23 protein-coding genes and 2 tRNA genes are annotated in these 20,790 nt (G+C 67.5%); 12 read left to right on the plus strand and 13 right to left on the minus strand.

The window, feature by feature from the left end:
- Positions 1-70 precede the first annotated feature (70 nt).
- Positions 71-144 (minus strand) — tRNA-Gly (locus tag DFR40_RS11125).
- A 214-nt stretch (positions 145-358) separates the two neighbouring features.
- On the opposite strand from DFR40_RS11125, the gene DFR40_RS11130 reads away from it, so the two are divergent.
- Positions 359-820: a hypothetical protein gene (locus DFR40_RS11130; RefSeq protein WP_121458580.1), complete on the plus strand. Its 462-nt coding sequence runs from the start codon at positions 359-361 to the stop codon at positions 818-820.
- Between the two features lie 10 nt (positions 821-830).
- On the opposite strand, the gene DFR40_RS11135 is transcribed toward DFR40_RS11130, so the two are convergent.
- Entirely contained in the window at positions 831-1,322 is a 492-nt protein-coding gene (locus DFR40_RS11135) for a flavin reductase family protein (protein WP_121458581.1), read from the minus strand.
- Between the two features lie 63 nt (positions 1,323-1,385).
- Here DFR40_RS11135 and mutY point away from each other — a divergent pair, with 63 nt between their 5' ends.
- Entirely contained in the window at positions 1,386-2,423 is a 1,038-nt protein-coding gene (gene mutY / locus DFR40_RS11140; RefSeq protein ID WP_121458582.1) for an A/G-specific adenine glycosylase, read from the plus strand.
- Here mutY and DFR40_RS11145 read toward each other — a convergent pair.
- The 3 genes from DFR40_RS11145 to DFR40_RS11155 are packed head-to-tail and all read right to left on the minus strand — an operon-like array spanning position 2,395 to position 5,358.
- Entirely contained in the window at positions 2,395-3,597 is a 1,203-nt protein-coding gene (locus tag DFR40_RS11145; RefSeq protein WP_170160208.1) for an HD-GYP domain-containing protein, read from the minus strand. The genes mutY and DFR40_RS11145 overlap by 29 nt on opposite strands.
- 19 nt (positions 3,598-3,616) lie before the next feature.
- The gene (locus tag DFR40_RS17160; protein ID WP_170160209.1) at positions 3,617-4,186 is read right to left on the minus strand and encodes a hypothetical protein; all 570 of its coding nucleotides are present in this window, start codon (positions 4,184-4,186) and stop codon (positions 3,617-3,619) included.
- Positions 4,150-5,358 (minus strand): HD-GYP domain-containing protein, encoded by a 1,209-nt coding sequence (locus tag DFR40_RS11155; protein WP_121458585.1) that lies wholly within the window; start codon positions 5,356-5,358, stop codon positions 4,150-4,152. Before DFR40_RS11155 ends, DFR40_RS17160 begins: the two co-directional genes overlap by 37 nt.
- Before the next feature lie 40 nt (positions 5,359-5,398).
- Between DFR40_RS11155 and DFR40_RS11160 the strand changes: the two genes are divergently transcribed.
- From DFR40_RS11160 to DFR40_RS11185, 6 genes are read left to right on the plus strand one after another with little or no spacing between them, the layout of a single operon-like run.
- Positions 5,399-7,312 carry an ATP-binding cassette domain-containing protein gene (locus DFR40_RS11160; RefSeq protein WP_121458586.1) on the plus strand — a complete coding sequence of 638 codons (1,914 nt, stop codon included), beginning with the start codon at positions 5,399-5,401 and terminating at the stop codon, positions 7,310-7,312.
- Positions 7,313-7,346: 34 nt separating this feature from the next.
- Positions 7,347-8,216 (plus strand): phosphate/phosphite/phosphonate ABC transporter substrate-binding protein, encoded by an 870-nt coding sequence (locus DFR40_RS11165; RefSeq protein ID WP_121458587.1) that lies wholly within the window; start codon positions 7,347-7,349, stop codon positions 8,214-8,216.
- Positions 8,213-10,231, plus strand: a complete 2,019-nt coding sequence (locus DFR40_RS11170; RefSeq protein WP_121458588.1) for a putative bifunctional diguanylate cyclase/phosphodiesterase — start codon at positions 8,213-8,215, stop codon at positions 10,229-10,231. The genes DFR40_RS11165 and DFR40_RS11170 overlap by 4 nt, the downstream gene beginning before the upstream one ends.
- A gap of 43 nt (positions 10,232-10,274) precedes the next feature.
- Positions 10,275-10,886, plus strand: a complete 612-nt coding sequence (gene thrH, locus DFR40_RS11175; protein ID WP_121458845.1) for a bifunctional phosphoserine phosphatase/homoserine phosphotransferase ThrH — start codon at positions 10,275-10,277, stop codon at positions 10,884-10,886.
- A gap of 5 nt (positions 10,887-10,891) precedes the next feature.
- Positions 10,892-11,755, plus strand: coding sequence for a formyltetrahydrofolate deformylase (gene purU / locus DFR40_RS11180; protein ID WP_121458589.1), 864 nt, complete (start codon positions 10,892-10,894; stop codon positions 11,753-11,755).
- Positions 11,755-12,297 (plus strand): hydrolase, encoded by a 543-nt coding sequence (locus DFR40_RS11185; protein ID WP_121458590.1) that lies wholly within the window; start codon positions 11,755-11,757, stop codon positions 12,295-12,297. Before purU ends, DFR40_RS11185 begins: the two co-directional genes overlap by 1 nt.
- Before the next feature lie 118 nt (positions 12,298-12,415).
- Here DFR40_RS11185 and DFR40_RS11190 read toward each other — a convergent pair whose 3' ends face one another.
- From DFR40_RS11190 to DFR40_RS11200, 3 genes are all read right to left on the minus strand, one after another.
- Complete coding sequence (locus DFR40_RS11190) at positions 12,416-13,885, minus strand: ammonium transporter (RefSeq protein WP_121458591.1); 1,470 nt, start codon at positions 13,883-13,885, stop codon at positions 12,416-12,418.
- An 11-nt stretch (positions 13,886-13,896) separates the two neighbouring features.
- Positions 13,897-14,235: a P-II family nitrogen regulator gene (gene glnK, locus DFR40_RS11195; protein WP_076091116.1), complete on the minus strand. Its 339-nt coding sequence runs from the start codon at positions 14,233-14,235 to the stop codon at positions 13,897-13,899.
- 78 nt (positions 14,236-14,313) lie between these two features.
- Positions 14,314-15,153, minus strand: a complete 840-nt coding sequence (locus DFR40_RS11200; protein WP_121458592.1) for a TorF family putative porin — start codon at positions 15,151-15,153, stop codon at positions 14,314-14,316.
- A gap of 246 nt (positions 15,154-15,399) precedes the next feature.
- Between DFR40_RS11200 and DFR40_RS11205 the strand changes: the two genes are divergently transcribed.
- Genes DFR40_RS11205 through DFR40_RS11215 form a run of 3 tightly spaced genes read left to right on the plus strand, consistent with a single transcriptional unit; the run spans position 15,400 to position 18,340 of the window.
- Positions 15,400-15,642 (plus strand): accessory factor UbiK family protein, encoded by a 243-nt coding sequence (locus tag DFR40_RS11205; RefSeq protein WP_121458593.1) that lies wholly within the window; start codon positions 15,400-15,402, stop codon positions 15,640-15,642.
- Between the two features lie 6 nt (positions 15,643-15,648).
- Positions 15,649-17,136 (plus strand): YifB family Mg chelatase-like AAA ATPase, encoded by a 1,488-nt coding sequence (locus tag DFR40_RS11210; RefSeq protein ID WP_121458594.1) that lies wholly within the window; start codon positions 15,649-15,651, stop codon positions 17,134-17,136.
- Between the two features lie 4 nt (positions 17,137-17,140).
- Positions 17,141-18,340: a multidrug effflux MFS transporter gene (locus DFR40_RS11215; protein ID WP_121458595.1), complete on the plus strand. Its 1,200-nt coding sequence runs from the start codon at positions 17,141-17,143 to the stop codon at positions 18,338-18,340.
- Here the strand turns inward: DFR40_RS11215 and DFR40_RS11220 are convergent.
- Positions 18,320-18,712, minus strand: a complete 393-nt coding sequence (locus tag DFR40_RS11220) for a rhodanese-like domain-containing protein (RefSeq protein WP_121458596.1) — start codon at positions 18,710-18,712, stop codon at positions 18,320-18,322. The two genes, DFR40_RS11215 and DFR40_RS11220, sit on opposite strands and share 21 nt — an antisense overlap.
- A gap of 91 nt (positions 18,713-18,803) precedes the next feature.
- Here DFR40_RS11220 and DFR40_RS11225 point away from each other — a divergent pair, with 91 nt between their 5' ends.
- Positions 18,804-19,301 carry a hypothetical protein gene (locus DFR40_RS11225; RefSeq protein WP_121458597.1) on the plus strand — a complete coding sequence of 166 codons (498 nt, stop codon included), beginning with the start codon at positions 18,804-18,806 and terminating at the stop codon, positions 19,299-19,301.
- On the opposite strand, the gene mobA is transcribed toward DFR40_RS11225, so the two are convergent.
- From mobA to DFR40_RS17165, 4 genes are all read right to left on the minus strand, one after another.
- Positions 19,298-19,882, minus strand: coding sequence for a molybdenum cofactor guanylyltransferase MobA (gene mobA, locus DFR40_RS11230; RefSeq protein ID WP_121458598.1), 585 nt, complete (start codon positions 19,880-19,882; stop codon positions 19,298-19,300). The two genes, DFR40_RS11225 and mobA, sit on opposite strands and share 4 nt — an antisense overlap.
- Positions 19,882-20,247 (minus strand): DsrE family protein, encoded by a 366-nt coding sequence (locus tag DFR40_RS11235; RefSeq protein WP_170160210.1) that lies wholly within the window; start codon positions 20,245-20,247, stop codon positions 19,882-19,884. The genes mobA and DFR40_RS11235 overlap by 1 nt, the downstream gene beginning before the upstream one ends.
- The gene (locus DFR40_RS11240; RefSeq protein ID WP_170160211.1) at positions 20,240-20,674 is read right to left on the minus strand and encodes a glycine cleavage system protein H; all 435 of its coding nucleotides are present in this window, start codon (positions 20,672-20,674) and stop codon (positions 20,240-20,242) included. The genes DFR40_RS11235 and DFR40_RS11240 overlap by 8 nt, the downstream gene beginning before the upstream one ends.
- A gap of 16 nt (positions 20,675-20,690) precedes the next feature.
- Positions 20,691-20,783 (minus strand) — tRNA-Sec (locus DFR40_RS17165).
- Positions 20,784-20,790 lie beyond the last annotated feature (7 nt).

Consider the following 20,790-nt stretch of genomic DNA (forward strand, 5'->3'; position numbering starts at 1 on the left):
CGGCGAAAAAGCGAAAGCCAACCCGAGCGGTTGGCTTTTTTACTGGCAAATCGGGGACGGCCGAAATTTCTGGAGCGGGCGAAGGGAATCGAACCCTCCTCATGAGCTTGGGAAGCTCAGGTAATGCCACTATACGACGCCCGCCCGGGCGGCAAGGACGCGATTCTATGCCGAGTCGACCGGCAATTCAATGTCGGCCTGAGGATTGCGCGCGCATCTTTCGGTTGCGCTTTGTAACACTGCTGGCCCAGCGCGTAGCAGTCGGTATCAGCCGGGAACCCCTGGTGGCAGCGGCGGACCAACGCCTTGCCAGCCCCGCCGGGGCGGTCATCGACAACCACTGGAACAGGAGTCCGGAATGCGCCCTTACCCGCCCAACAGCCCCCGCGCGATTGCCCGCGTCGTCGCCCTCGGCATGCTCATCGACGGCGTCGCCGACCAGGCCGAATACGCACTGATCGAGCAGGATGACTGCCTGCAGGCACTGGGCATCGACAGCACGCTGATCGATGCGGTGATTCACGAGCTTTACCAGGATCTCGACCTAGGCGGTTCGATGACGCGGACGCTCGACCAGCGGCTGACCGCCGGCGACCTGGCCAAGGTGCTCGCCGAGATCAGCCTGCCTTTCCTGCAGCAGACGCTGCTGCGCGGCATGATGCGGGTCGTCCTGGCCAACGATGAACTGAGTACCGGCGAAGCGCGCCTGATCCGCGAGGCGCTGGTGCAATGGACCAGCGACGAAGGCGTCGGGCATCACCCGATTCCGGCCAATCCACCGCGTCGCCGCGCTGCGGACCGGGCGGCACAAGTCGCCTGAGCGGCCGGCGTCAGGCGTCGGCGAGCGTGCGGTACTGGCCGCCGTGGAAGAGCAACGGGGCCAGCGCCGGCGCTTCGGCGAACTGCTCGACGCGACCGACGAAAATCGTGTGATCGCCGCCGGCCAGGGCGCTTTCGTTGGCCACCTGGAAGCTGGCGCAGCAACCGGGGAAGACCGGCGCGCCGCCGACGCCCGGCTGCCACGGCAGGCCGGCGAAGCGGTCGGTCGGCCAGGTGGCGAAGCGGTTGGAGAGATCCTGCTGGTCGGCGGCGAGGATGTTGATCGCGTGGTGGCTGGCCTTGCGGAAGGCCTCGAGATTGTGCGAGCCGTTGTCGAGGCACCAGAGCACCAGCGCCGGCTGCAGCGAAACCGCCGAGAAGGAATTGACCGTCAGCCCGACCGGGTGGCCATCGGGATCGATCGCCGTGACGATGGCGATGCCGGTGGCGAAGCGGCCAAGGGCATTGCGCAGGGCGCGGGTATCGGTTTGCGGCTGGGTCATGGCATTCACTACGGAAAAAACGCCGTATTATCCCGGCTCCCGCTTCCCGCGTCGAGACGAAATTTGCCGAAAGAACAAAGCTTTGCCCAACGCCTGATTGCCTGGCAGCAGGCCGCCGGCCGCCACGACCTGCCCTGGCAGGGCAGCCGCGACCCCTACCGGGTCTGGCTGTCGGAAATCATGCTGCAGCAGACCCAGGTGGCGACGGTGATTCCCTACTACCAGCGCTTCCTGGCCAGTTTCCCCGATGTCGGTGCGCTGGCGGCGGCGCCGATCGAGCGCGTCGTCGAACACTGGGCCGGCCTCGGCTACTACGCCCGGGCGCGCAACCTGCATCGCTGCGCCCAGCAGATTGTCACGGTCCACGGCGGTTTTTTCCCGAAAACCGCGGCCGGCCTCACCGAACTTCCCGGCATCGGCCGCTCGACCGCCGCCGCCATCGCCGCCTTCAGCTTCGGCGAGCGGGCGGCGATCCTCGACGGCAACGTCAAGCGCGTGCTCTGCCGGGTCTTCGGCATCGCCGGTTTTCCCGGCGCCACGGCAGTCGACCGTAAACTCTGGCAACTCGCCGAAAGCCTGCTCCCGGAAACCGGCATCGAAGCCTACACGCAAGGCCTGATGGACCTCGGCGCCACCCTGTGCACGCGCGGCACGCCGCACTGCCCGGCCTGTCCCTTCGCCGACAGCTGCGTCGCGCGCCGCGAAGGACGCCAGAAGGAGTTGCCGGAAGCCCGGCCGCGCGCCCCCGTGCCCGAGCGCCGCTCGACCTTCGTGCTGATCACCGACGGCACTCGCCTGCTGCTCGAGCGGCGACCGCCGAGCGGCCTCTGGGGCGGCCTGCTGGTACCGCCGGAAGGCGAGCCGGACGAGGTCCTGGCGGCACGCGGACTGGTCACGGTCGACTGCCGGAAACTGCCGGATTTGCAGCACGCCTTCACCCATTTCCGGCTCACCCTGGCGCCGGTGCTGTGCCGCGTGGCAGCGCCGTCGGCGCTGGCCGAAGCCGGCCGCGAGTGGCTGCCACTGGCAACCGCCGCGAGCGCCGGAGTGCCGACGCCGATCGCCCGGCTGATCAGGCAGGTTGCCAGCGCTCCGGACTAAGCCCCCAGCGCTGGAAGCTTTCGGCACGGACGATCTGGCCGTAGTGATTACCCACTTTACGGGCCAGGTCCACCTGTACCGGCGCGCAGTACTGGCGCCGGCCGGCGTGGTAGATGACATTGACCACCGGCTGCAGCGGCTGCGCCGGATGCTCCTGCTCGACCACCGCCAGGTGACCGCTTTCGAGCAGTACCAGCGTACCCACCGGATAGATGCCGAGCGTGCGCACCAGCCCGGCGACCAGGGCCGGATCGAAATGGCTGCCGCCCTGCTCGTAGAGCTGGCGTAGCGCCACCGTCGGCGACAGCGCGGCGCGATAGGGGCGGTCCGAGGTCATCGCGTCGTAGGTATCGACGATCGCGGCCAGCCGGCCTGCCAGGGAAATCTCGTCGCCGGCCATGCGGTAGGGATAGCCGGCGCCGTTGTAGCGTTCATGGTGTTCGAGGACGACGGCAACGGTGGTCTCGGGCAGGCTGGAGGTCGCCTCGAGCACGGCCAGGCCTTCCTCCACATGGCTCTGCACGATTGCGTACTCGGCATGCGACAGGTGCCCCTGCTTGCCGATCACCCGGGCGTCGATGGCCGCCAGCCCGATGTCCTTGAGCAGTGCGCCGATCGCCATCTTCTCGACCTCCGGCGCGGCAACGCCCTGCTGGCGGCCGAGGGCGACGATCAGCGCCGCCGTCGCCAGGGCATGGCCGTTGTCGTAGGCATCGTGGCGCTTGATCCGGGCCAGCGGCACCAGCGCATCCGGGTTGCGGGCGATCGACTCGATCATCCGCGTGACCAGCGGTTCGAGCCGGCCGGCTTCGACCCGCTGGCCGCCCCGGGCCGCCTGGTTGAGCTCGTCGAGCATGCGGCAGCCTTCCTGGAGCAGCCGTGCCGAACGCCGTCGTTCCTCGCCGAGCGAGACGCTGTCCGGGGCGCCGAAACGCGGCGGCAGGCGAACCATGCCCTCGGCCGGCAAGGGCCGCGGTGGCGGCGCCGGGAGATCGAGGCCGCGTGTCGTGTCGATGCTGACTTCGCTGATGCCTTCGTCGATCAGATGGTCGATCTGCTCGCTGTCGCGAACGCGGAAGCGGGTCCGCCAGAAACGGTGCGCCAGCCAGGGACGATGCACGTCGACGACGAACATCCCGGGAACCAGCTGGGCGATGGCTATCTTGCGGATCACCGGACGCCCGCCCGCGGCCTCAGTCGCCGCCGCTGCGCGCCGCGGCGCGGGCCTTCTTCCCGGCGACCCGGGCTTCGTGATCGGCGACCTTGCGCCGATGCGCCTCGGCCTGCTCGGCCTTGCGCCGGGCGCCGGCGGCAGCCTTCTCGGCCTTGGCCGCGGCCGCCTCCTGGCGGGCCTGCTCGGCCGCGGCACGTTCGCCGGCAATGCGCCGCTCGCGCTCGGCCAGGTCGCGCTCGCGCACCTCGGCCGCGGCAGCGCGTTCCTGCTCGCGTACCTTGACCTGTTCGCGCTTGACCTCGCGCTCGAGGGCATCGGCGTCGATGCGCAGCTGCCGGGTTTCGCGGGTGACCGCGATGTGCGCCTTGCGGGCATCGTCCACGCAGCCGCTGACCATGAACTTCGACTGGCAGGCCAGGCTGCGCTGCTCGAACTCGGCGTCGGCCGCCTTCTGCCGTTGCTGCGCCTCGTCCTGCATCGACCTGGCGCGCTCCAGGCGGCGCTGCCAGTCGGCCTCGTCGGCCAGTGCCGGCACCGCCAGCAGGGCGAGGATCAGCCCGGCAACCACTGTTGAGGGTCGATATTCCATTTTTCGTAACTTTCGAAACTGGCCACGCGATCCTGCTGGAACTTCGACAGGTCGATGATTTCCGGCGGGATGTAGTGCTTCTGCCCGGCATGGTAGAAAACCCGGACCACCGGCTCGAGCAGGTTGCCCTCGTTCTGCTCTAGGACGATGCCGAGCCGCTTGCTCTCGAGCATCACCAGCGAACCGCTGGGATAGATGCCGATCGCCCGGATGAAGGCCTGCACCAGTTGCGGGTCGAAATGGTGGCTGCTCCACTCGAGCAGTTTCTTCAGCGCCTGCGTCGGTGCCATGCCCTTGTGGTAGACGCGCTCCGAGGTGATCGCGTCGTAAACATCGACGATCGAGGCCATCTGGCCGTACAGCGACAGCCCCTGGCCGGCCAGGCCGCCGGGATAGCCCGAACCGTCGAAGCGTTCGTGATGCTGGGCGGTGACCTGCAGCGCGATCTCGCTGACACCGCCCGATTCGCGCAGCAACTGCACGCCCTCGTCGACGTGGTGCTGCATGTGCTCGAACTCGTCGACGTTGAGCTTGCCCGGCTTGTTCAGGATGCGGTCGGGAATGCGCGCCTTGCCGACATCGTGCAGCAGGCCGCCGAGTGCCAGCTCGCGGATCACCGCCTTGTCCAGCTTCATGCCCCGGCCGAAGGCGGCGAGCAGCGCGCAGACGCTGACCGAATGCTGGAAGGTGTAGTCGTCGTGGTTCTTCAGCCGGGCCAGCGGCAGCAGCGCGTCCTGGTTGCGGAAGATCGAATCGACGACGCCCTCGACCAGCGGCTCGACACGCTCGACATTGACCTGCTGGCCGAGGCGGACATCGTCCATCATGTTGCGCACGATCTTGTTGGCCTCGCCCTGCAGCCGGCGGGCGCGCGCCGCCTCGTCCTTGACGTCGACCTCGATCGGGCGCTCGGAGCGCTTCTCGGCGATTTCCTGCAGGCGGCGCTCGAGTTCGGCGTTGACCTCGCCCTGGGTGCGCGCTTCCCAGACATCGGCGCCCTTGACGGTATCGATGTAGAGCTCGCGGATTCCCAGCTTGACGATCTTGTCGACGGTCGCCATGTCACGCACATGAAATGCGTTGGTCAGGAAGGGGTGATCGAGCCAGCCGCAATTGAGGTCATGGATGAACATGCCCGGTTTCAGCTGGTCGACGCGAATCTGCTTGATCATGCGGGAATTCTAGCAGCCCGCCGCTATAATTCGGCCCCTGATGATCGCCCTGCGCCAACTCACCTTCGCCCGCGCCGCCCGCCCCCTGGTGGTCGACGCCAACCTGCAGATCCATCCCGGCTGGAAGGTCGGCGTGGTCGGCGCCAACGGCTGCGGCAAATCCAGCCTGTTCGCGCTGCTCGCCGGCGAACTGCACGCCGAAGCCGGCGACTGCGAAATCCCGGCCAGCTGGCAGATCGCCCGCGTCACCCAGGAAACCCCGGCGCTGCCCGACGCCGCGCTCGATTTCGTGCTCGACGGCGACCTCGAACTGCGCCGCGTCGAACGCGAACTGGCCGAGGCCGAGGCGCGCGGCGACGGCGAGGCGATCGGCCACCTGCACACCCGCTACGCCGACATCGACGGCTATTCGGCCAAGGCCCGCGCCGCCGAGGTGCTGCACGGACTCGGCTTCACCGACGCCGACTTCGCCCGGCCGGTTGCCGATTTCTCCGGCGGCTGGCGGGTCCGCCTCAACCTCGCCCGCGCCCTCTCCTGCCGCGCCGACCTGCTGCTGCTCGACGAGCCGACCAACCACCTCGACCTCGACGCCGTGCTCTGGCTCGAACAGTGGCTGAAGACGACGCCGGCAACGCTGCTGCTGATCTCGCACGACCGCGACTTCCTCGACGCCGTGGTCGGCCAGATCATCGCCATCGACCAGCAGAAGCTGACGCTGACCAGCGGCGGCTACTCCGACTACGAACGCGCCAAGGCCGCCCGCCTGGCCGCCCAGCAATCGGCCTTCGCCGCGCAGCAGCGCGAGATCGCCAAGCTGACCCGCTTCGTCGAGCGCTTCAAGGCCAAGGCGACCAAGGCGCGCCAGGCGCAGAGCCGGGTCAAGATGCTCGAACGCATGGAAATCGTCGCCGCCGCGCACGTCGACTCGCCCTTCCACTTCAGCTTCCGCGAGCCGGAAAGCCTGCCCGATCCGCTGCTGGTCATCGAGAATGCCGGTGCCGGCTACGTCGACCGCAGGATTCTGGACAACATCACGCTGACGCTGCGCCCGGGTTGCCGCATCGGCCTGCTCGGCCGCAACGGCGCCGGCAAGTCGACGCTGATCAAATTGCTGGCTGGTGCCGTCGCGCAACAAGGCGGCGAGCGCAAGGAAGCCAAGGCGCTCAACATCGGCTACTTCGCCCAGCACCAGCTCGAACAACTGCGCCCCGACGAATCGCCGCTGCAGCACCTGCAACGCCTCGAACCGCTGACGCCGGAACAGGAGCTGCGCGACTACCTGGGCGGTTTCGACTTCCGCGGCGAGATGGCGACACGTGCCATCGAACCCTTCTCCGGCGGTGAGAAATCACGGCTGGCGCTGGCCCTGCTGATCCGTACCAGGCCCAACCTGCTGCTGCTCGACGAGCCGACCAACCACCTCGACCTGGAAATGCGCGAAGCACTGACCTTCGCCATGCAGGAATTCGAGGGCGGCATGGTCGTCGTTTCGCACGACCGCCACCTGCTGCGCACCTGCGCCGATGAATTGCTGCTCGTTGATAACGGCCGGGCGACGCCCTTCGACGGCGACCTCGACGACTACGCCGCCTGGCTGGCGGCACAGCGCAGTGCCGAAAAGACCGCAGCACCGGAGGTCGCTGCCGAGAAGAGCGAGCGCCTGCAGCAACGCGCCGACGCCAAGGCCAGCCGGCAGGCCTTGCTCGCCCAGCGGCGCACGCTAAGCAAGGAAATCGAGCAGATCGACCGCAAGCTGGCCAAATGGCAGGCGGAGAAGGCAGCACTCGACGCGCAATTCGCCGATCCCGACTTCTATGTCACGGTCGACCGGGCAAAAAGCGAAGAAATGCACCGCCAGGCCAGCACGCTTGGCGAGCAGATCGACGCCGCCGAACTGCGCTGGCTCGAACTGCACGAAGCCCTCGAGGCGCTGCCGTCGCCGGACGGCCAATAACCGCACCCGGGATGCGGTTATATAATTGCCGCCCATGACCCCCGCCCGCCGCCGCTTCCTCAGCCACCTCAGCCTCGCCCCGGCGCTGCTGCTGGCCGGCGCCCCGGCGCTGGCGAAAAACGGCAGCGGCGAGGCGTTGACCGTCGGACTGATGCCCTACCTGAGCACGCGCACCCTGCTGCACACGCACGAGGCGCTGGCGCACAGCCTCGAGCAGACGCTGCAGCGGCCGGTCCAGCTACGCACCGCGACCGATTACCAGGACTTCTTCCAGCACCTGCGCAACGGCAGCTACGACCTGGTCATCAGCCCGCCGCACTATGCCTGGCTGGCGATCAGCGATTACGGCTACCAGCCGTTGCTGGTGCACAAGGAACCGATCCGCGGCGTCATCGTCAGCGCCAGCAACAAGCCGCTGCACAGCAGCCGCGACCTGCGTGGCGGCAGCATCGCGATCAACGACCGCAGCGCGCTGCTGGCCATCATCGGCAGCCAGGTGCTGGCCGCCGAAGGCCTGCAGGAAGGCCGCGACTACCACTTCATCAATACCGTCTCGCACTCGAGCGCGCTCCAGAACGCGGTCATCGGCAAGACCCGCGCGGCGCTGGTCAACGCCACCAGCCTGCGCCTGGCGCCCCCCGACATCCGCGAGCGGACGCTGGTCTGGCGGGAAATCGCGGTGATTCCCGGGCAGTTCTACATCGCCCGCCCGGGCCTCGCCGCAGCAACCGTCGACGCCGTACGCAAGGCATTGCTGGTCTTCGAGGCCAGCGCCGCCGGCCGCGAGTTCTTCAGCAGCACCGGCCAGGGCGGTTACCGGCCGGTCAATGCCGACGACCGGGCGCTGCTCGAGCGGGCGCTGCCGGAAACCCGTCGCCTGCTGCACGCCGCCACGCCCGGATGATCGCCCGCCTGCCCGGCTCGCTGCGCAGCCGCCTGATCATCCTGACGGTCATCGTCGAGGTCGTGATGATCACGGCCATCCTGTGGAACAGCCAGCGCCTGGCCGAAAGCCACCTGCTCCAGCAATTCGAACTGCGGCGCACCGAGGCCAGCCGCCTGCTGCGCGCCGCGCTGGCGCCGGCGATGGCCCAGCACGATTTCGCCGCGGTCGGCGAGATCCTCGAGGATGCACGCCAGATGCAGGGCATGGATTACCTGGTGATGTTCGACGAGGAAGGCCGCCGGATCGCCTCGGCCTCGGCGACGCCACTGGCCGGCGACAGTCCGCACGCCTTCCTGCAGGCGCTGGCAGCCGACCCGGAACGACTCGACTTCCACATCGCGATGCAGATCGGCGAGCGCGAATACGGCGAACTGCTGATTGGCCTCGACCTGCAATTCATCAACCAGGCCCGCCACCAGATCCTGACCCAGAACATCCTGCTGGCGCTGCTCGGCATCCTGTTGACGACGCTCGTCCTCGGCGGCGTCGCGCTCTGGCTGACCCGCCACCTGACCGCGCTCTCGGCGGCCAGCCGGGCACTGGCCAGCGGCCGCCGCTTCCATCCGCTGCAGGGCGGCGGCGACGACGACATCGGCCGCGTCGTCGCCGCCTTCAACAGCATGGGCAGCGCCCTCGACGCACGCATGGAAGAACTCGAGGCCGCCGAACTGACCCAGCGCGAACTGGCCGAACGCCTGCTGTTCATGGCCGAACGCGACCCGCTCACCGGCCTGGCCAACCGCGCCCGCTTCGAGGCGGCACTGGACAAGACGCTCGGCCAGGGCGGCCGCGGCGGCGAACAACTCGGCGCCCTGCTTTATTTCGACATCGACGAGTTCAAGACGATCAACGACAGCTTCGGTCATCGCGCCGGCGACAGCGTGCTCGTCCAGACGGCGCTGACGGTCGGTCGCCTGGTCCGCGCCGACGAACTGTTCGCCCGGCTCGGCGGCGACGAGTTCGTCATCCTGGCCCCCGGCGCCGACCGCAATGCCGCACAGGCATTGGCCGAACGCATCGTCGGCGGCATCCGCGGCCTCGGTTTCGACTTCGACGGCCGCCGCCTGGGCCTGACCATCAGCCTGGGCATCGCGCTCTACCCGGAGCACGGCGGCGAGCGCGAAAGCCTAGTATCCCACGCCGACGCGGCGATGTACCAGGCCAAGGCCGGCGGCAAGAACTGCTGGCGCACCTACCGGCCGGAACTCGACGACCCCGAACGGATGCTCCACCAGCTCGGCTGGAACGAACGCATCCAGCGGGCGCTCGACGAACAGCGCCTGGTCCTGCATTACCAGGGCGTGCATTCGGTGCAGACCGGGAAAATCGTCCATCACGAGGCGCTGGTGCGCATGATCGACCCGGAAGACCCGAGCCAGCTGTTGATGCCCGGCGCCTTCATCCCCGCCGCCGAGAAGAACGGGCGCATCGTCGACATCGACCGCTGGGTAATCGGCCACGCGATCCGCAAGCTGGCCGCCGCTGACGCCCCGGCGGCGCTGGCGATCAACATCTCCGCCCGTTCCTTCGACGAACCCGGACTGGCCGCCTCGATCCGGGCGACACTGGCCGCGTTCCACGTGGAACCGGCGCGCCTGCTGATCGAGCTGACCGAGACGGCGGCACTCGCCAACATCGCCGATTCCGAGCTCTTCATCCGCGAATTGCGGGCACTCGGCTGCACCGTCTGCCTCGACGACTTCGGCGTCGGCTTCTCGTCCTTCGCTTATCTCAAGCAGCTCTCGGCCGACGTGCTCAAGATCGACGGCATGTTCATCCGTCACCTGGCCAGCGACCCCAACGACCAGGTCTTCGTCCGCGCCATCGTCGAGGTGGCGCGCGGCCTCGGCAAGAAGACCGTCGCCGAGTTCGTCGGCGATGCGGCAACGCTGGCGATCCTGCGCGAACTCGGCGTCGACTACGCCCAGGGCTATTACCTTTCGCGGCCGGAAGCGGAAATAAGCCCGGCATAATCGGGTAAAATCGCGCTTTTTTCGCCGCCACAGGGAGTTGACCGTGAAAATCGTCTGTCTTGACCTCGAAGGGGTCCTGGTTCCGGAAATCTGGATCGAATTCGCCGAGCGTACCGGCATCCCCGAACTGAAGCGGACGACGCGCGACGAGCCGAACTACGACACGCTGATGACCTACCGGCTGAACATCCTGCGCGAAAAGAAGCTTGGTCTGCCGGACATCCAGAAGGTGATCTCCGAAATGGGCCCGATGCAGGGCGCCCGCGCCTTCCTCGACCAGCTGCGCGAGGACTACCAGGTGATCATCCTCTCCGACACCTTCTACGAATTCGCCCATCCGCTGATGCGCCAGCTGGGCTGGCCGACGCTGTTCTGCCATTCGCTGGAAGCCGACGCCGCCGGCATGCTGGTCAACTACCACCTGCGCATGCCGAACCAGAAGCAGGAAGCGGTCAAGCGCTTCAAGGAACTGAACTTCACCATCGTCGCTGCCGGCGATTCGTACAACGACACGGCAATGCTCGGCGAAGCCCACGGCGGCATCCTCTTCCATCCGCCGGAAAACGTCGTCCGCGAATTCCCGCAGTTCCCGGTGGTGCGCGACTACGACGCGCTGCGCGCCGAAATCGACAAAGCTTTCGCCAAGGCCGCCTGACCGCCATGCATCGCGACCGGTTCTACACCCTCTCCGCTTCCTGCCCCGACCAGGTCGGGATCATCGCCCGCGTTTCCGGCTTCATCGCCGAGCATGGCGGCTGGATTCTCGAATCGAGCTTCCATGCGGACGACCTGACCGGTCGCTATTTCATGCGCATCGAGATCAAGGCCGATTCGCTACCCTTCCTGCTCGCCGAGTTCCGCGACCGCTTCCGCCGCGAAATCGCCGAACCGCTGGCGATGGACTGGCGGATCAACGACAGCGCGGTGAAGAAGCGCGTCGTCGTCCTCGTTTCCAAGCAGGAGCACTGCCTCTACGACCTGCTCGCGCGCTGGCAGTCGAAGGAGCTCGATATCGAGATCCCGTGCGTCATCTCCAACCACGACACCTTCAAGGGTTTCGTCGAATGGCACGGCATTCCCTTCATCCACGTGCCGGTCAACGCCGACAACAAGGCCGCCGCCTACGCCGAGATCCAGCGCATCTTCGAGGATGTGCGCGGCGACACCATGGTCCTCGCCCGCTACATGCAGATCCTCTCGCCGGAACTGTGCGACGCACTGAACGGCCGGATCATCAACATCCACCACAGCTTCCTGCCCAGCTTCGTCGGCGCCAAGCCCTACCACCAGGCTTACCAGCGCGGCGTCAAGCTGATCGGCGCGACCTGCCACTACGTCACCAGCGAACTCGACGCCGGTCCGATCATCGAGCAGGACGTGATCCGCATCGACCATTCGGATTCGCCGGAAGACATGGTCCGCTACGGCAAGGACATCGAGAAGACGGTGCTCGCCCGCGGCCTGCGCTACCATCTCGAGGACCGCGTGCTGGTGCACGGCAACAAGACGGTGGTCTTCCGCTGATGCTGATTTCCCGCAACGATTCGCTGCTGCTCGTCGTCGACATCCAGGAGAAGCTCGCTCCGGCGATCTTCGAGGCCGACGAGATCACCCGCAACAGCGTCCGGCTGCTCGACGGTGCCCGCCGCCTCGGCATCCCGGCCTTCGTTTCGGAACACTACGTGCAGGGCCTCGGCCCCAGCGTCGCGGCAATCCGCGATGCCGCGGTCGACGCCCGGATTTTCGCAAAAACGCATTTTTCCTGTGCCGCCGAACCCGGTGTCCTCGACCTGTTGCAGGCCTGCGGTCGCCGCCAGGTCATCCTGACCGGCGCGGAAACCCATGTCTGCGTGCTGCAGACCGCGCTCGGCCTGATCGCTGCCGGCTTCGCCGTCTGCCTGGTCGCCGACGCTGCCTCGTCGCGCACCCCGGCCAACCGCCAGCTTGCCTGCGAGCGCGTGCGTGCGGCCGGCGGCCAGGTGGTCAGCACCGAGATGGTCCTCTTCGAGTGGCTCGAACGCGGCGGCACCGACGAATTCCGCGCGCTGCTGCCGCTGATCAAGTAAGACGGCCGCCTCGACCAATGAAAAAACCGCCGGAAGGCGGTTTTTTTCTGGCCGGTCCGCCTCCCGAAAAAAGCGGGCACCCGAGGGTGCCCGTAAGGGAGAGAGACTACGAATCCGATCAGTGGTGGTAGGCGCTTTCGCCGTGCGAGGTCAGGTCCAGGCCTTCGCGTTCGTCTTCTTCCGGCACGCGCAGACCGATGACGATATCGACCAGCTTGTAGGCGATGAAGGAGACCACGCCGGACCAGACGATGCAGGTCACGACACCCTTGGTCTGGGCAATCACCTGAGCGGTCATGTCGTACGGGGCGACGGCGTTGGCGACGTAGTCGTAGACACCGGTACCGCCGAGGGCCGGATCGGCGAAGACGCCGGTCAGGATCGCACCGAGGATGCCGCCGACGCCATGGACGCCGAAGACGTCGAGCGAGTCATCGGCACCGAGCAGGCGCTTCAGGCCATTGACACCCCACAGGCAGATCACGCCGGCCAGCAGGCCGAGGACGATGGCACCCATGACGCCGACGAAACCGGCGGCCGGGGTGATCGCGACCAGGCCGGAGACGGCACCGGAAGCAGCACCCAGCATCGAGGGCTTGCCCTTGAAGATCCACTCGGCAAACATCCAGGACAGTGCGGCAGCAGCCGTCGCCACCCAGGTGTTGACCATCGCCAGGGCCGAACCGCCGGAGGCTTCGAGCGCCGAACCGGCGTTGAAACCGAACCAGCCGAACCACAGCAGCGAAGCGCCGATCATCGTGAAGGTCAGCGAGTGCGGAGCCATGGCCACGCTACCCAGGCCGGTACGCTTGCCGATCATGTAGGCACCGACCAGGCCGGCGATTGCGGCATTGATATGGACGACGGTACCGCCGGCGAAGTCGAGCGCGCCGTGCTGGAACAGGAAGCCTGCGGTGGCACCGGCGGCTTCGGCCGCGGCGGCATCGATGTAGGCATCCGGACCGGCCCAGTACCAGACCATGTGCGCCATCGGGATGTAGGAGAAGGTGAACCAGATGACCATGAAGACCAGGATCGCCGCGAACTTGGCGCGCTCGGCGAAGGCACCGACGATCAGGCCGCAGGTGATGGCCGCGAAGGCGCCCTGGAAGACGACGAAGATCAGCTCGGAAATCACCACGCCCTTGGAGAAGGTGGCACCGACCGATTCGACCGTCACCCCGCTGAGGAACAGCTTGTCGAGCGTGCCGAAGAAGGCGTTGCCTTCGGTGAAGGCCAGCGAGTAGCCGTAGATGACCCAGAGCACGGTGATCAGCGAGAAGACGGTGAACACCTGCATCAGCACCGAGAGCATGTTCTTGGCGCGGACCAGGCCGCCGTAGAACAGCGCCAGGCCGGGGATCGACATCAGGATGACGAGTGCGGCGCAGACCATGATCCAGGCGTTGTCGCCCTTGTTCGGCACCGGGGCCGGCGCGGCGGCCGGTTCGACGGCGGCGACCGCTGCTTCGGCGACCGCGGCAACGGCTTCGACGACCGCCGTGGTGGCGGCCGGCTCTTCGGCCCAGGCCGGCGCCCCGAAGGACACCGCGCCGATCAGGGCGAGCACGGAAAGAAGGTATTTCATGTCAGGGCTCCTTACAGGGCATCGCCACCGGTTTCGCCGGTGCGGATGCGAACGACTTGTTCGAGGTCGAAGACGAAAATCTTGCCGTCACCGATCTTGCCGGTGCTGGCAGACTTCTCGATGGCTTCGATGACCTGGTCGATCTGCTCGGCCTTGACGGCGGCCTCGAGCTTGACCTTGGGCAGGAAGTCGACGACGTACTCGGCACCGCGATACAGCTCGGTATGGCCTTTCTGACGGCCAAAACCCTTGACCTCGGTCACCGTGATGCCCTGCACGCCGATGGCGGACAGCGCCTCACGCACTTCGTCAAGCTTGAACGGCTTGATGATGGCAGTAACGAACTTCATGAGTGTTCCCCTATCTGGTTAAAACCTGTCGCTGCTCCCGCCGCCGAACAGCCTGGCGACGGGAACGCTATCGTTGGATCAGAAGGACTTGGTGACCGAGAGGACGGCGATACCGCGACCGGCGTCCTTGGTCTTGTCACCGACGTCCAGGGCACCGGCTTCCGCGGAGTTGGAATTCGTGAAGCAGTAGAACTCGCCCTTGGTGCAGCTGCCGGCGGCGTTGGTATCGATATACGACAGGCCGAACACCCAGCCGCTGACATCCTTGGTCACGCCGACCTTCCAGTCGGTGTAGCTGCCCTTGCGGATGTTCTTGGCGCTCAGGTGGCCGATGTGACCATTGACGCCCCAGCCATCGCCCAGGTCGTAGTTCAGGTTGGTTTCGAGGTAGCTGGTGCCCTTGGTGCTCTTGCCGGCGTTGTTGGCAGTGCCGCGCAGCGAGAAGTAGTCGTCGATCGAGTACGAGTACTTGACCGAGATGAACTTCCAGGAAGCGCCCAGATAGATTTCCTTGTTGGTCACCGAGTCGTCATCGGCGCGGGCATCGAGGACGCCGCCTTCCGAACCCGGGTAGTAGTAGAGGATCGCGCCGAGGTCGAGGCCGAAGTCGCCGAAGGTCGTGCGGTAGCCGCCGTAGAAGTCCATTTCCAGGTTGCCGTCAGGGAAACCGGCACCCGACGAGACGTTGGAGTTCCAGTTGCCGGCGTAGAAGCCGCTGGCGTGCGAGTAATCGATGCCACCCTGGAGAGCCGGCTTGCCGAAGGTCTGGTCGATGCCGCGGAAACGGTAGCTGCTGGCCAGCGTGACGTTGCCGGTGATCGTGTGCGGGCTGGCTTCTTCGGCGGCAGCGGCGACCTGAACGGCCGACGGAGCGGCAAAGGCGCCAACCAGGGCCAGGGCGATCAAGGATTTCTTCATGGTGTCTCTCCTGTGAGAAAAGTGGATAAAACGAAAACGATCTTTTGTGCAGCACAGCAGAGCAGGAGCCGTGCCAACATCTTTTTATTGATCAAAATCAAACAATTGGCCAATTATTCTCAAGCCACGCACCGACATCGGGCACCAATGCGGTGCAGTTACAGAACGTCACGCACCAGCGGCGAGCGAAGCGGAAAATGGCGGGAAATACCGCTGTGCTAGACTCCCGCACCCACGGAGGAAATCATGCTCGATCCCAAGACCCTCGAAGAATTCGGCGCCAAGATGAGCGCCCTGCTCGCCAACTCGCCGGCCCGCGACATCGAGAAGAACGCCAAGGCAATGCTTGGCGGCCTGCTCGGCAAGCTCGACCTGGTCACCCGCGAGGAGTTCGACATCCAGGCGCAGCTGCTGGCGCGTACCCGCGAACGCCTGCAGGCCCTCGAGGCCCGCGTCGAGGCGCTGGAAAAAACCCGCAGCGGCCAGTAAGCGGCCATGGCGCTGGCCGTCGCGCTGAGCCGGGGACTCGACGGCCTCGCCGCGCCGCCGGTCACGGTCGAAGTGCATCTGGCCAACGGCCTGCCCGGCGTCACCCTGGTCGGCCTGCCCGATACCGAGGTGCGCGAGGCGCGCGACCGCGTGCGCGCGGCAATCATCAATTCCGGCTTCGAGTTCCCCGCCCGGCGGCTGACGATCAACCTCGCCCCGGCCGACCTGCCCAAGGAGTCGGGGCGCTTCGACCTGCCCATCGCCCTCGGCATCCTCGCCGCCAGCGGCCAGATTCCGGCCGGCGCGCTGGCCGCACATGAATTCGCCGGCGAGCTGTCGCTGTCCGGCGAATTGCGCCCGGTCCGCGGGGCCCTGGCGATGGCATTGCAGGCTGCCGGCGACGGCCGCCGCTTCGTGCTCCCCGGCGCCAGCGCCAGCGAGGCGGCACTGAGCGGCAGCAGCGGCATCCTGGCCGCCGACTCCCTGCTCGCCGTCTGCGCCCACCTCGCCGGGACGACGCATTTATCGCCGCCAGCGACGGTCGACCGTCAGATTCCGGCAATTTTCCCCGATCTCGCCGATGTCCGCGGCCAGAGCCAGGCCCGCCGCGCCCTTGAAATCGCCGCTGCCGGGCGCCATTCGCTGCTGATGGTCGGCCCGCCCGGCGCCGGCAAGTCGATGCTCGCCGCCCGCCTGCCCGGCCTGTTGCCGCCGCTGACCGACCAGGAGGCCCGGGAGTCGGCGGCGGTACTGTCGCTGGTCGGCCAGTTCGACCCCGCGCGCTACGCCGAACGCCCATGGCGCAGCCCGCACCATACCGCTTCGGCGGCGGCCCTGGTCGGCGGCGGCAATCCGCCGCGGCCTGGCGAAATCAGCCTGGCCCACCACGGCGTGCTGTTTCTCGACGAGCTGCCCGAATTCGACCGCAAGGTCCTGGAAACCCTGCGCGAACCGCTCGAGAGCGGCCGCATCCACATCGCCCGCGCCGCCCGCCAGGCCGAGTTTCCGGCCGGCTTCCAGCTGGTCGCGGCGATGAATCCCTGCCCCTGTGGCTACCACGGCGAGGCCCGCTGCCAATGCACGCCCGACCAGGTCGCCCGCTACCGCGGCAAGCTCTCCGGGCCGCTGGTCGATCGCATCGACCTGGTCATCGAGGTACCGGCACTGCCAACCGAAGCGCTGGCCGGCAAGGCCGACGGCGAGAGTTCGGCGGCGGTGCGCTGGCGCGTCGAGGCGGCCTGGGCCCGCCAGCTGGCACGGCAGGGCAAGGCCAACGCCCGCCTGACGACGCAGGAAATCGATGCCGGCTGCCAGCCCGACGCCGCCGGCGCCGCGCTGCTGCACCAGGCGGCGGCACGCCTCGGCCTGTCGGCGCGGGCCTGGCACCGCCTGCTCAAGGTGGCGCGCAGCATCGCCGATCTCGGCGCAAGCGATATCATCGGCGCCCCGCACATTGCCGAAGCGATCCACTACCGGCGTTTCGCCCGCGACTGAACCGATGTCCTCACCCGCCCCCTCCTCGCGCGGCCTCGCGCTACTGCTGGCCTGCCTTTCGGCGCTCGGCCCGTTCTCGATCGACACCTACCTGCCGTCCTTCGAGGACATTTCGCACCGTCTTGGTGCAACGCCGCTCGAAGTCCAGCAGACGCTCTCCGCCTACCTCTTCTCGTTCGCCGCGATGACGCTGTGGCACGGCGCCATCGCCGATCGCTTCGGACGGCGCCGGGTGATCCTCTGGGCGCTGGCGCTGTTCGGTGTCGCCTCGCTCGGCTGCATGCTCGCCGGCAGCATCGGCCAGCTGTGGTTCTGGCGGGCGATGCAGGGCGTCACTGCCGGCGCCGGCATCGTCGTCAGCCGGGCGATCGTCCGCGATCTCTACGACGGCGCCCAGGCGCAGCGGCTGATGGCGCAGATCACGATGATGTTCGCGCTGGCGCCGGCCATCGCCCCGGTGATCGGCGGCTGGCTGCAGACCTGGTTCGGCTGGCGCTCGATTTTTGCCTTCCTGGTGCTGTCGACCGTGGTCCTCTGGCTGACCTGCCTGCGCCTGCTGCCCGAGAGCCTGCCGCCGGAGCGCCGGCAGTCGCTGCGCCCGGGCTACCTGGCCGGCGCCTACCGGCAGGTCTTCAGCTCGCCGCGCTTCCTCTGCGCCTGCCTGGCGCTGGCCCTCAACTTCGGCGGGTTCTTCATCTACGTGCTGTCGGCGCCGGTATTCCTGATGCGCCACCTGGCGCTGCCGGAAACCGCCTTCCTCTGGCTGTTCGGCCCGGCGATGCTCGGCCTGATGAGCGGTTCCTGGCTGTCCGGCCGGCTTGCCGGGCGGATCTCGCCGGGGCGCACGGTCGCCCTTGGCTACGTAGCGATGAGCTGCGCCGCGCTGCTCAACCTCGGGATCAACCTGAGCCTGCCGCCGGGGCTGCCGTGGAGCGTCGCGCCGCTGTTCGTGTACACCATCGGCATGTCGCTGGCGATGCCCAGCCTGACGCTCTTCGCGCTCGATCCTTTCGCCCGCCAGCGCGGCCTGGCGGCGTCCTGTCAGACCTTCTTCCAGTCGGGCTTCAACGGCATAGCGGCGGCGCTGATCGCGCCGGCGCTATGGGGTTCGACGCTCAGCCTGGCGGCCGGCATGGCCGGGCTGATGCTGGCCGGCGGCCTGGCCGCGCTGGCCCACCGCCAACTACGTCTGCTGCCAGGGTAGCCCGCGGAAGCGCCAGCCGCCCTGGGTGCCGCGGTGGAAATCTTCGTCAAGCGGCCCTTCGAAACCTTCGACGACGTTGATGACCTGCGTAAAGCCGGCGCTTTCCAGCGCCTCGCCGGCGAAGATCGAACGGCTGCCGCTGCGGCAGATGAGCAGCACCGGCCGGCTCAGGTCGCCCTTGACCAGGCGGCCGACCTTGCGCGCGAAATCCGGGTCGATCTCCCAGTCCGGCGCTTCCTGCCAGGCGACATGCTCGGCGCCGACAGGATGGCCGACGTACATGTGCTCGATCTCGGTCCGGCAATCGACCAGGACGGCCTCCGGCGTCTGCTGCAGGAAGGCGTGAGCGGCGTTGGGATCGAGATGCTGCATCGGCGTATGGGAAAATTTGAATGGACCGATATTATGAAAGCAGCGCGCGCAAAAGCGTAAACTCGTCGCTCAGCCCCACCCTGGAGCCCGCATGAAACTCCCCGCCTGGATCGCCACCCTGTTTTCCGCCCTTGCCGCCGCGCTGCTGCCGGCCTGCGATGTGGTCAATCTGCCCAGGCTCGAACCGGGCGTCACCACCCAGGCCGAAGTCCGCAGCCGCATGGGCGAACCCGGTTTCGTGCATCACGACCCGGACGGCAGCGTCACCTGGGAATACAGCCGCCAGCCGGCCGGCAAGGTCTGCTACATGATCCGCTTCGACAGCCGCGACATCGTCGCCGCCGTCGACCAGGTGCTGACCCCGGCCGGTTTCGCCCGCGCCCTGCCCGGGCTGAGCCAAGACGAAGTGCGCCGGCTTTACGGTCAACCGGCGAAAAAGCAGGTTTTCCGCAATCTCGGCGAAGAAATCTGGGAATGGCATGTCGAGGGTGAAATCGCCACCGAGGAAACCTACTTCTCGGTCCATTTCGGCCTCGCCGACGGCCGGCTGCGCAAGGCCGGCCTGCGCGTCGAACCGGGCGGCCGTTAGGCGCCGGAAAAACGCGCCAGTTCTGCGCGCGTGTTGATGTTCTCGAAAGCCGCCGGCTGGTCGTCGAAAGCCACCTCGACCGCGGCCAGCGTCGCCGTCCAGCCGCCGAAGCGGCGCTCGCCGGCCTGCAGATAAGCCGCCAGCGACGGCAACAGTTCGCGCCGGCACAGGCAGAACACCGGGTGCACCTGGTCGCCGGTACGGGCAACGGCGATCTGCGCGGCATTCACGGTCAACGCCGCAAACAGGCGAAAAACCAGATCTTCCGGCAGGAAGGGCGAATCGCAGGGCGCCGTCGCCACCAGGGGTGTCGTCGCCGCCGCCAGCGCTGCGTGCAGCCCGGCCAGCGGCCCGGCGAAGCCGTCGATGGCGTCGGCGACGACCGGATGACCGAAAGCGGCGTAAGACTCGCGATTGCGGTTGGCGTTGATCAGCAGGCTGCCGACCTGCGGCGCCAGCCGGCCGATCACGTGCGCCACCAGCGGCCGCCCGTCGAGTTCCTGCAGGCCCTTGTCGACACCGCCCATGCGCCGGCCGAGACCGCCGGCCAGGACGACGCCGGTGACCAGTTGGCGATCCATCAGTACACCAGCGTCCGCCACGCCGGATCGAGCGTTCGGGCGACAAAGGCAGTGGCGCCGGCGGCGCCGGCATCGGCGCGCAGCGTTTCTGCGGCGCCGACCCAGGCGGCGCGGGCCATGCCGCAGGCGTAGAAGCGGACGCCGGCGGCGGCGGCTTCGTCGAGGAAGGCGGCGATGGACTTTTCCCGTGCCGGCGTCGGCCAGGCGGCCTCGGCGACATCGGCGACCAGCCAGCGCACCGCCGGCCCGGCGAAGTGGATTTCGACCTCGGCATCCAGCGCGCGCGCGGCCAGCGCATGCACCAGCGGCGTCACCGCCTGTTCCGGCTGCGCCGAGCCGATCAGCAGGGCCAGCCGCTCAGTCAAGTCGGGCCTCCGGATCGAGCTTCAGCACCTGCGCCCGGTAGGCGGCGGCATCGACCAGCAGGCCGCGCTCGCCGGCCCAGTCGGTCGGCCGCACGCGGGCCATCCAGCCGTCGCCGTAGGGATCGCGGTTGATCCGCCCGGGCCGCTCCTCGGCCGCCTCGTTGCCTTCAAGCAGCACGAAGGACAGCGGCGCATGCAGCGCAAGCAGCGTCTTGCGGCACTCGACCGTGCCCATCCCGCGCCCGCGCGCCACCTCGGCGCCGTTCGGCTTGCTGGTGAAGGCGATGATCTCACCGGCCAGGTGAATACCGAAGGCGGTCGCGCCGATCAACAGCTCGCCACCCAGCAACTCGCGCACCCACATGTCGTGCTCGGGGTAATAAAGAAGATCGTCGGGGATGGTGCCGGTGAAGGGTGTGGTGGGCATGGCGACGGAAAAGGGGCGGAGGAAAGCAGGAGTCGAACCTACCAAGGCTTGTCTGACAAGCCCTGCCGGTTTTGAAGACCGGCCGTCCCACCGGGGAACGATTTCCTCCAGATTGA

The sequence above is a fragment of the Azonexus fungiphilus genome (assembly GCF_003634965.1).
In the GTDB taxonomy this organism is placed as follows: domain Bacteria; phylum Pseudomonadota; class Gammaproteobacteria; order Burkholderiales; family Rhodocyclaceae; genus Azonexus; species Azonexus fungiphilus.

Excerpts from the sequence above, each read along its gene's own strand:
- DFR40_RS11130 (WP_121458580.1), top strand. The coding sequence starts at position 359 with ATGCGCCCTTACCCGCCCAACAGCCCCCGCGCGATTGCCCGCGTCGTC.
- DFR40_RS11135 (WP_121458581.1), bottom strand. The coding sequence starts at position 1,322 with ATGACCCAGCCGCAAACCGATACCCGCGCCCTGCGCAATGCCCTTGGC.
- DFR40_RS17160 (WP_170160209.1), bottom strand. The coding sequence starts at position 4,186 with ATGGAATATCGACCCTCAACAGTGGTTGCCGGGCTGATCCTCGCCCTG.
- DFR40_RS11155 (WP_121458585.1), bottom strand. The coding sequence starts at position 5,358 with ATGATCAAGCAGATTCGCGTCGACCAGCTGAAACCGGGCATGTTCATC.
- DFR40_RS11160 (WP_121458586.1), top strand. The coding sequence starts at position 5,399 with ATGATCGCCCTGCGCCAACTCACCTTCGCCCGCGCCGCCCGCCCCCTG.
- DFR40_RS11165 (WP_121458587.1), top strand. The coding sequence starts at position 7,347 with ATGACCCCCGCCCGCCGCCGCTTCCTCAGCCACCTCAGCCTCGCCCCG.
- DFR40_RS11170 (WP_121458588.1), top strand. The coding sequence starts at position 8,213 with ATGATCGCCCGCCTGCCCGGCTCGCTGCGCAGCCGCCTGATCATCCTG.
- purU (WP_121458589.1), top strand. The coding sequence starts at position 10,892 with ATGCATCGCGACCGGTTCTACACCCTCTCCGCTTCCTGCCCCGACCAG.
- DFR40_RS11185 (WP_121458590.1), top strand. The coding sequence starts at position 11,755 with ATGCTGATTTCCCGCAACGATTCGCTGCTGCTCGTCGTCGACATCCAG.
- DFR40_RS11190 (WP_121458591.1), bottom strand. The coding sequence starts at position 13,885 with ATGAAATACCTTCTTTCCGTGCTCGCCCTGATCGGCGCGGTGTCCTTC.
- glnK (WP_076091116.1), bottom strand. The coding sequence starts at position 14,235 with ATGAAGTTCGTTACTGCCATCATCAAGCCGTTCAAGCTTGACGAAGTG.
- DFR40_RS11200 (WP_121458592.1), bottom strand. The coding sequence starts at position 15,153 with ATGAAGAAATCCTTGATCGCCCTGGCCCTGGTTGGCGCCTTTGCCGCT.
- DFR40_RS11205 (WP_121458593.1), top strand. The coding sequence starts at position 15,400 with ATGCTCGATCCCAAGACCCTCGAAGAATTCGGCGCCAAGATGAGCGCC.
- DFR40_RS11210 (WP_121458594.1), top strand. The coding sequence starts at position 15,649 with ATGGCGCTGGCCGTCGCGCTGAGCCGGGGACTCGACGGCCTCGCCGCG.
- DFR40_RS11215 (WP_121458595.1), top strand. The coding sequence starts at position 17,141 with ATGTCCTCACCCGCCCCCTCCTCGCGCGGCCTCGCGCTACTGCTGGCC.
- DFR40_RS11220 (WP_121458596.1), bottom strand. The coding sequence starts at position 18,712 with ATGCAGCATCTCGATCCCAACGCCGCTCACGCCTTCCTGCAGCAGACG.
- DFR40_RS11225 (WP_121458597.1), top strand. The coding sequence starts at position 18,804 with ATGAAACTCCCCGCCTGGATCGCCACCCTGTTTTCCGCCCTTGCCGCC.
- mobA (WP_121458598.1), bottom strand. The coding sequence starts at position 19,882 with ATGGATCGCCAACTGGTCACCGGCGTCGTCCTGGCCGGCGGTCTCGGC.
- DFR40_RS11240 (WP_170160211.1), bottom strand. The coding sequence starts at position 20,674 with ATGCCCACCACACCCTTCACCGGCACCATCCCCGACGATCTTCTTTAT.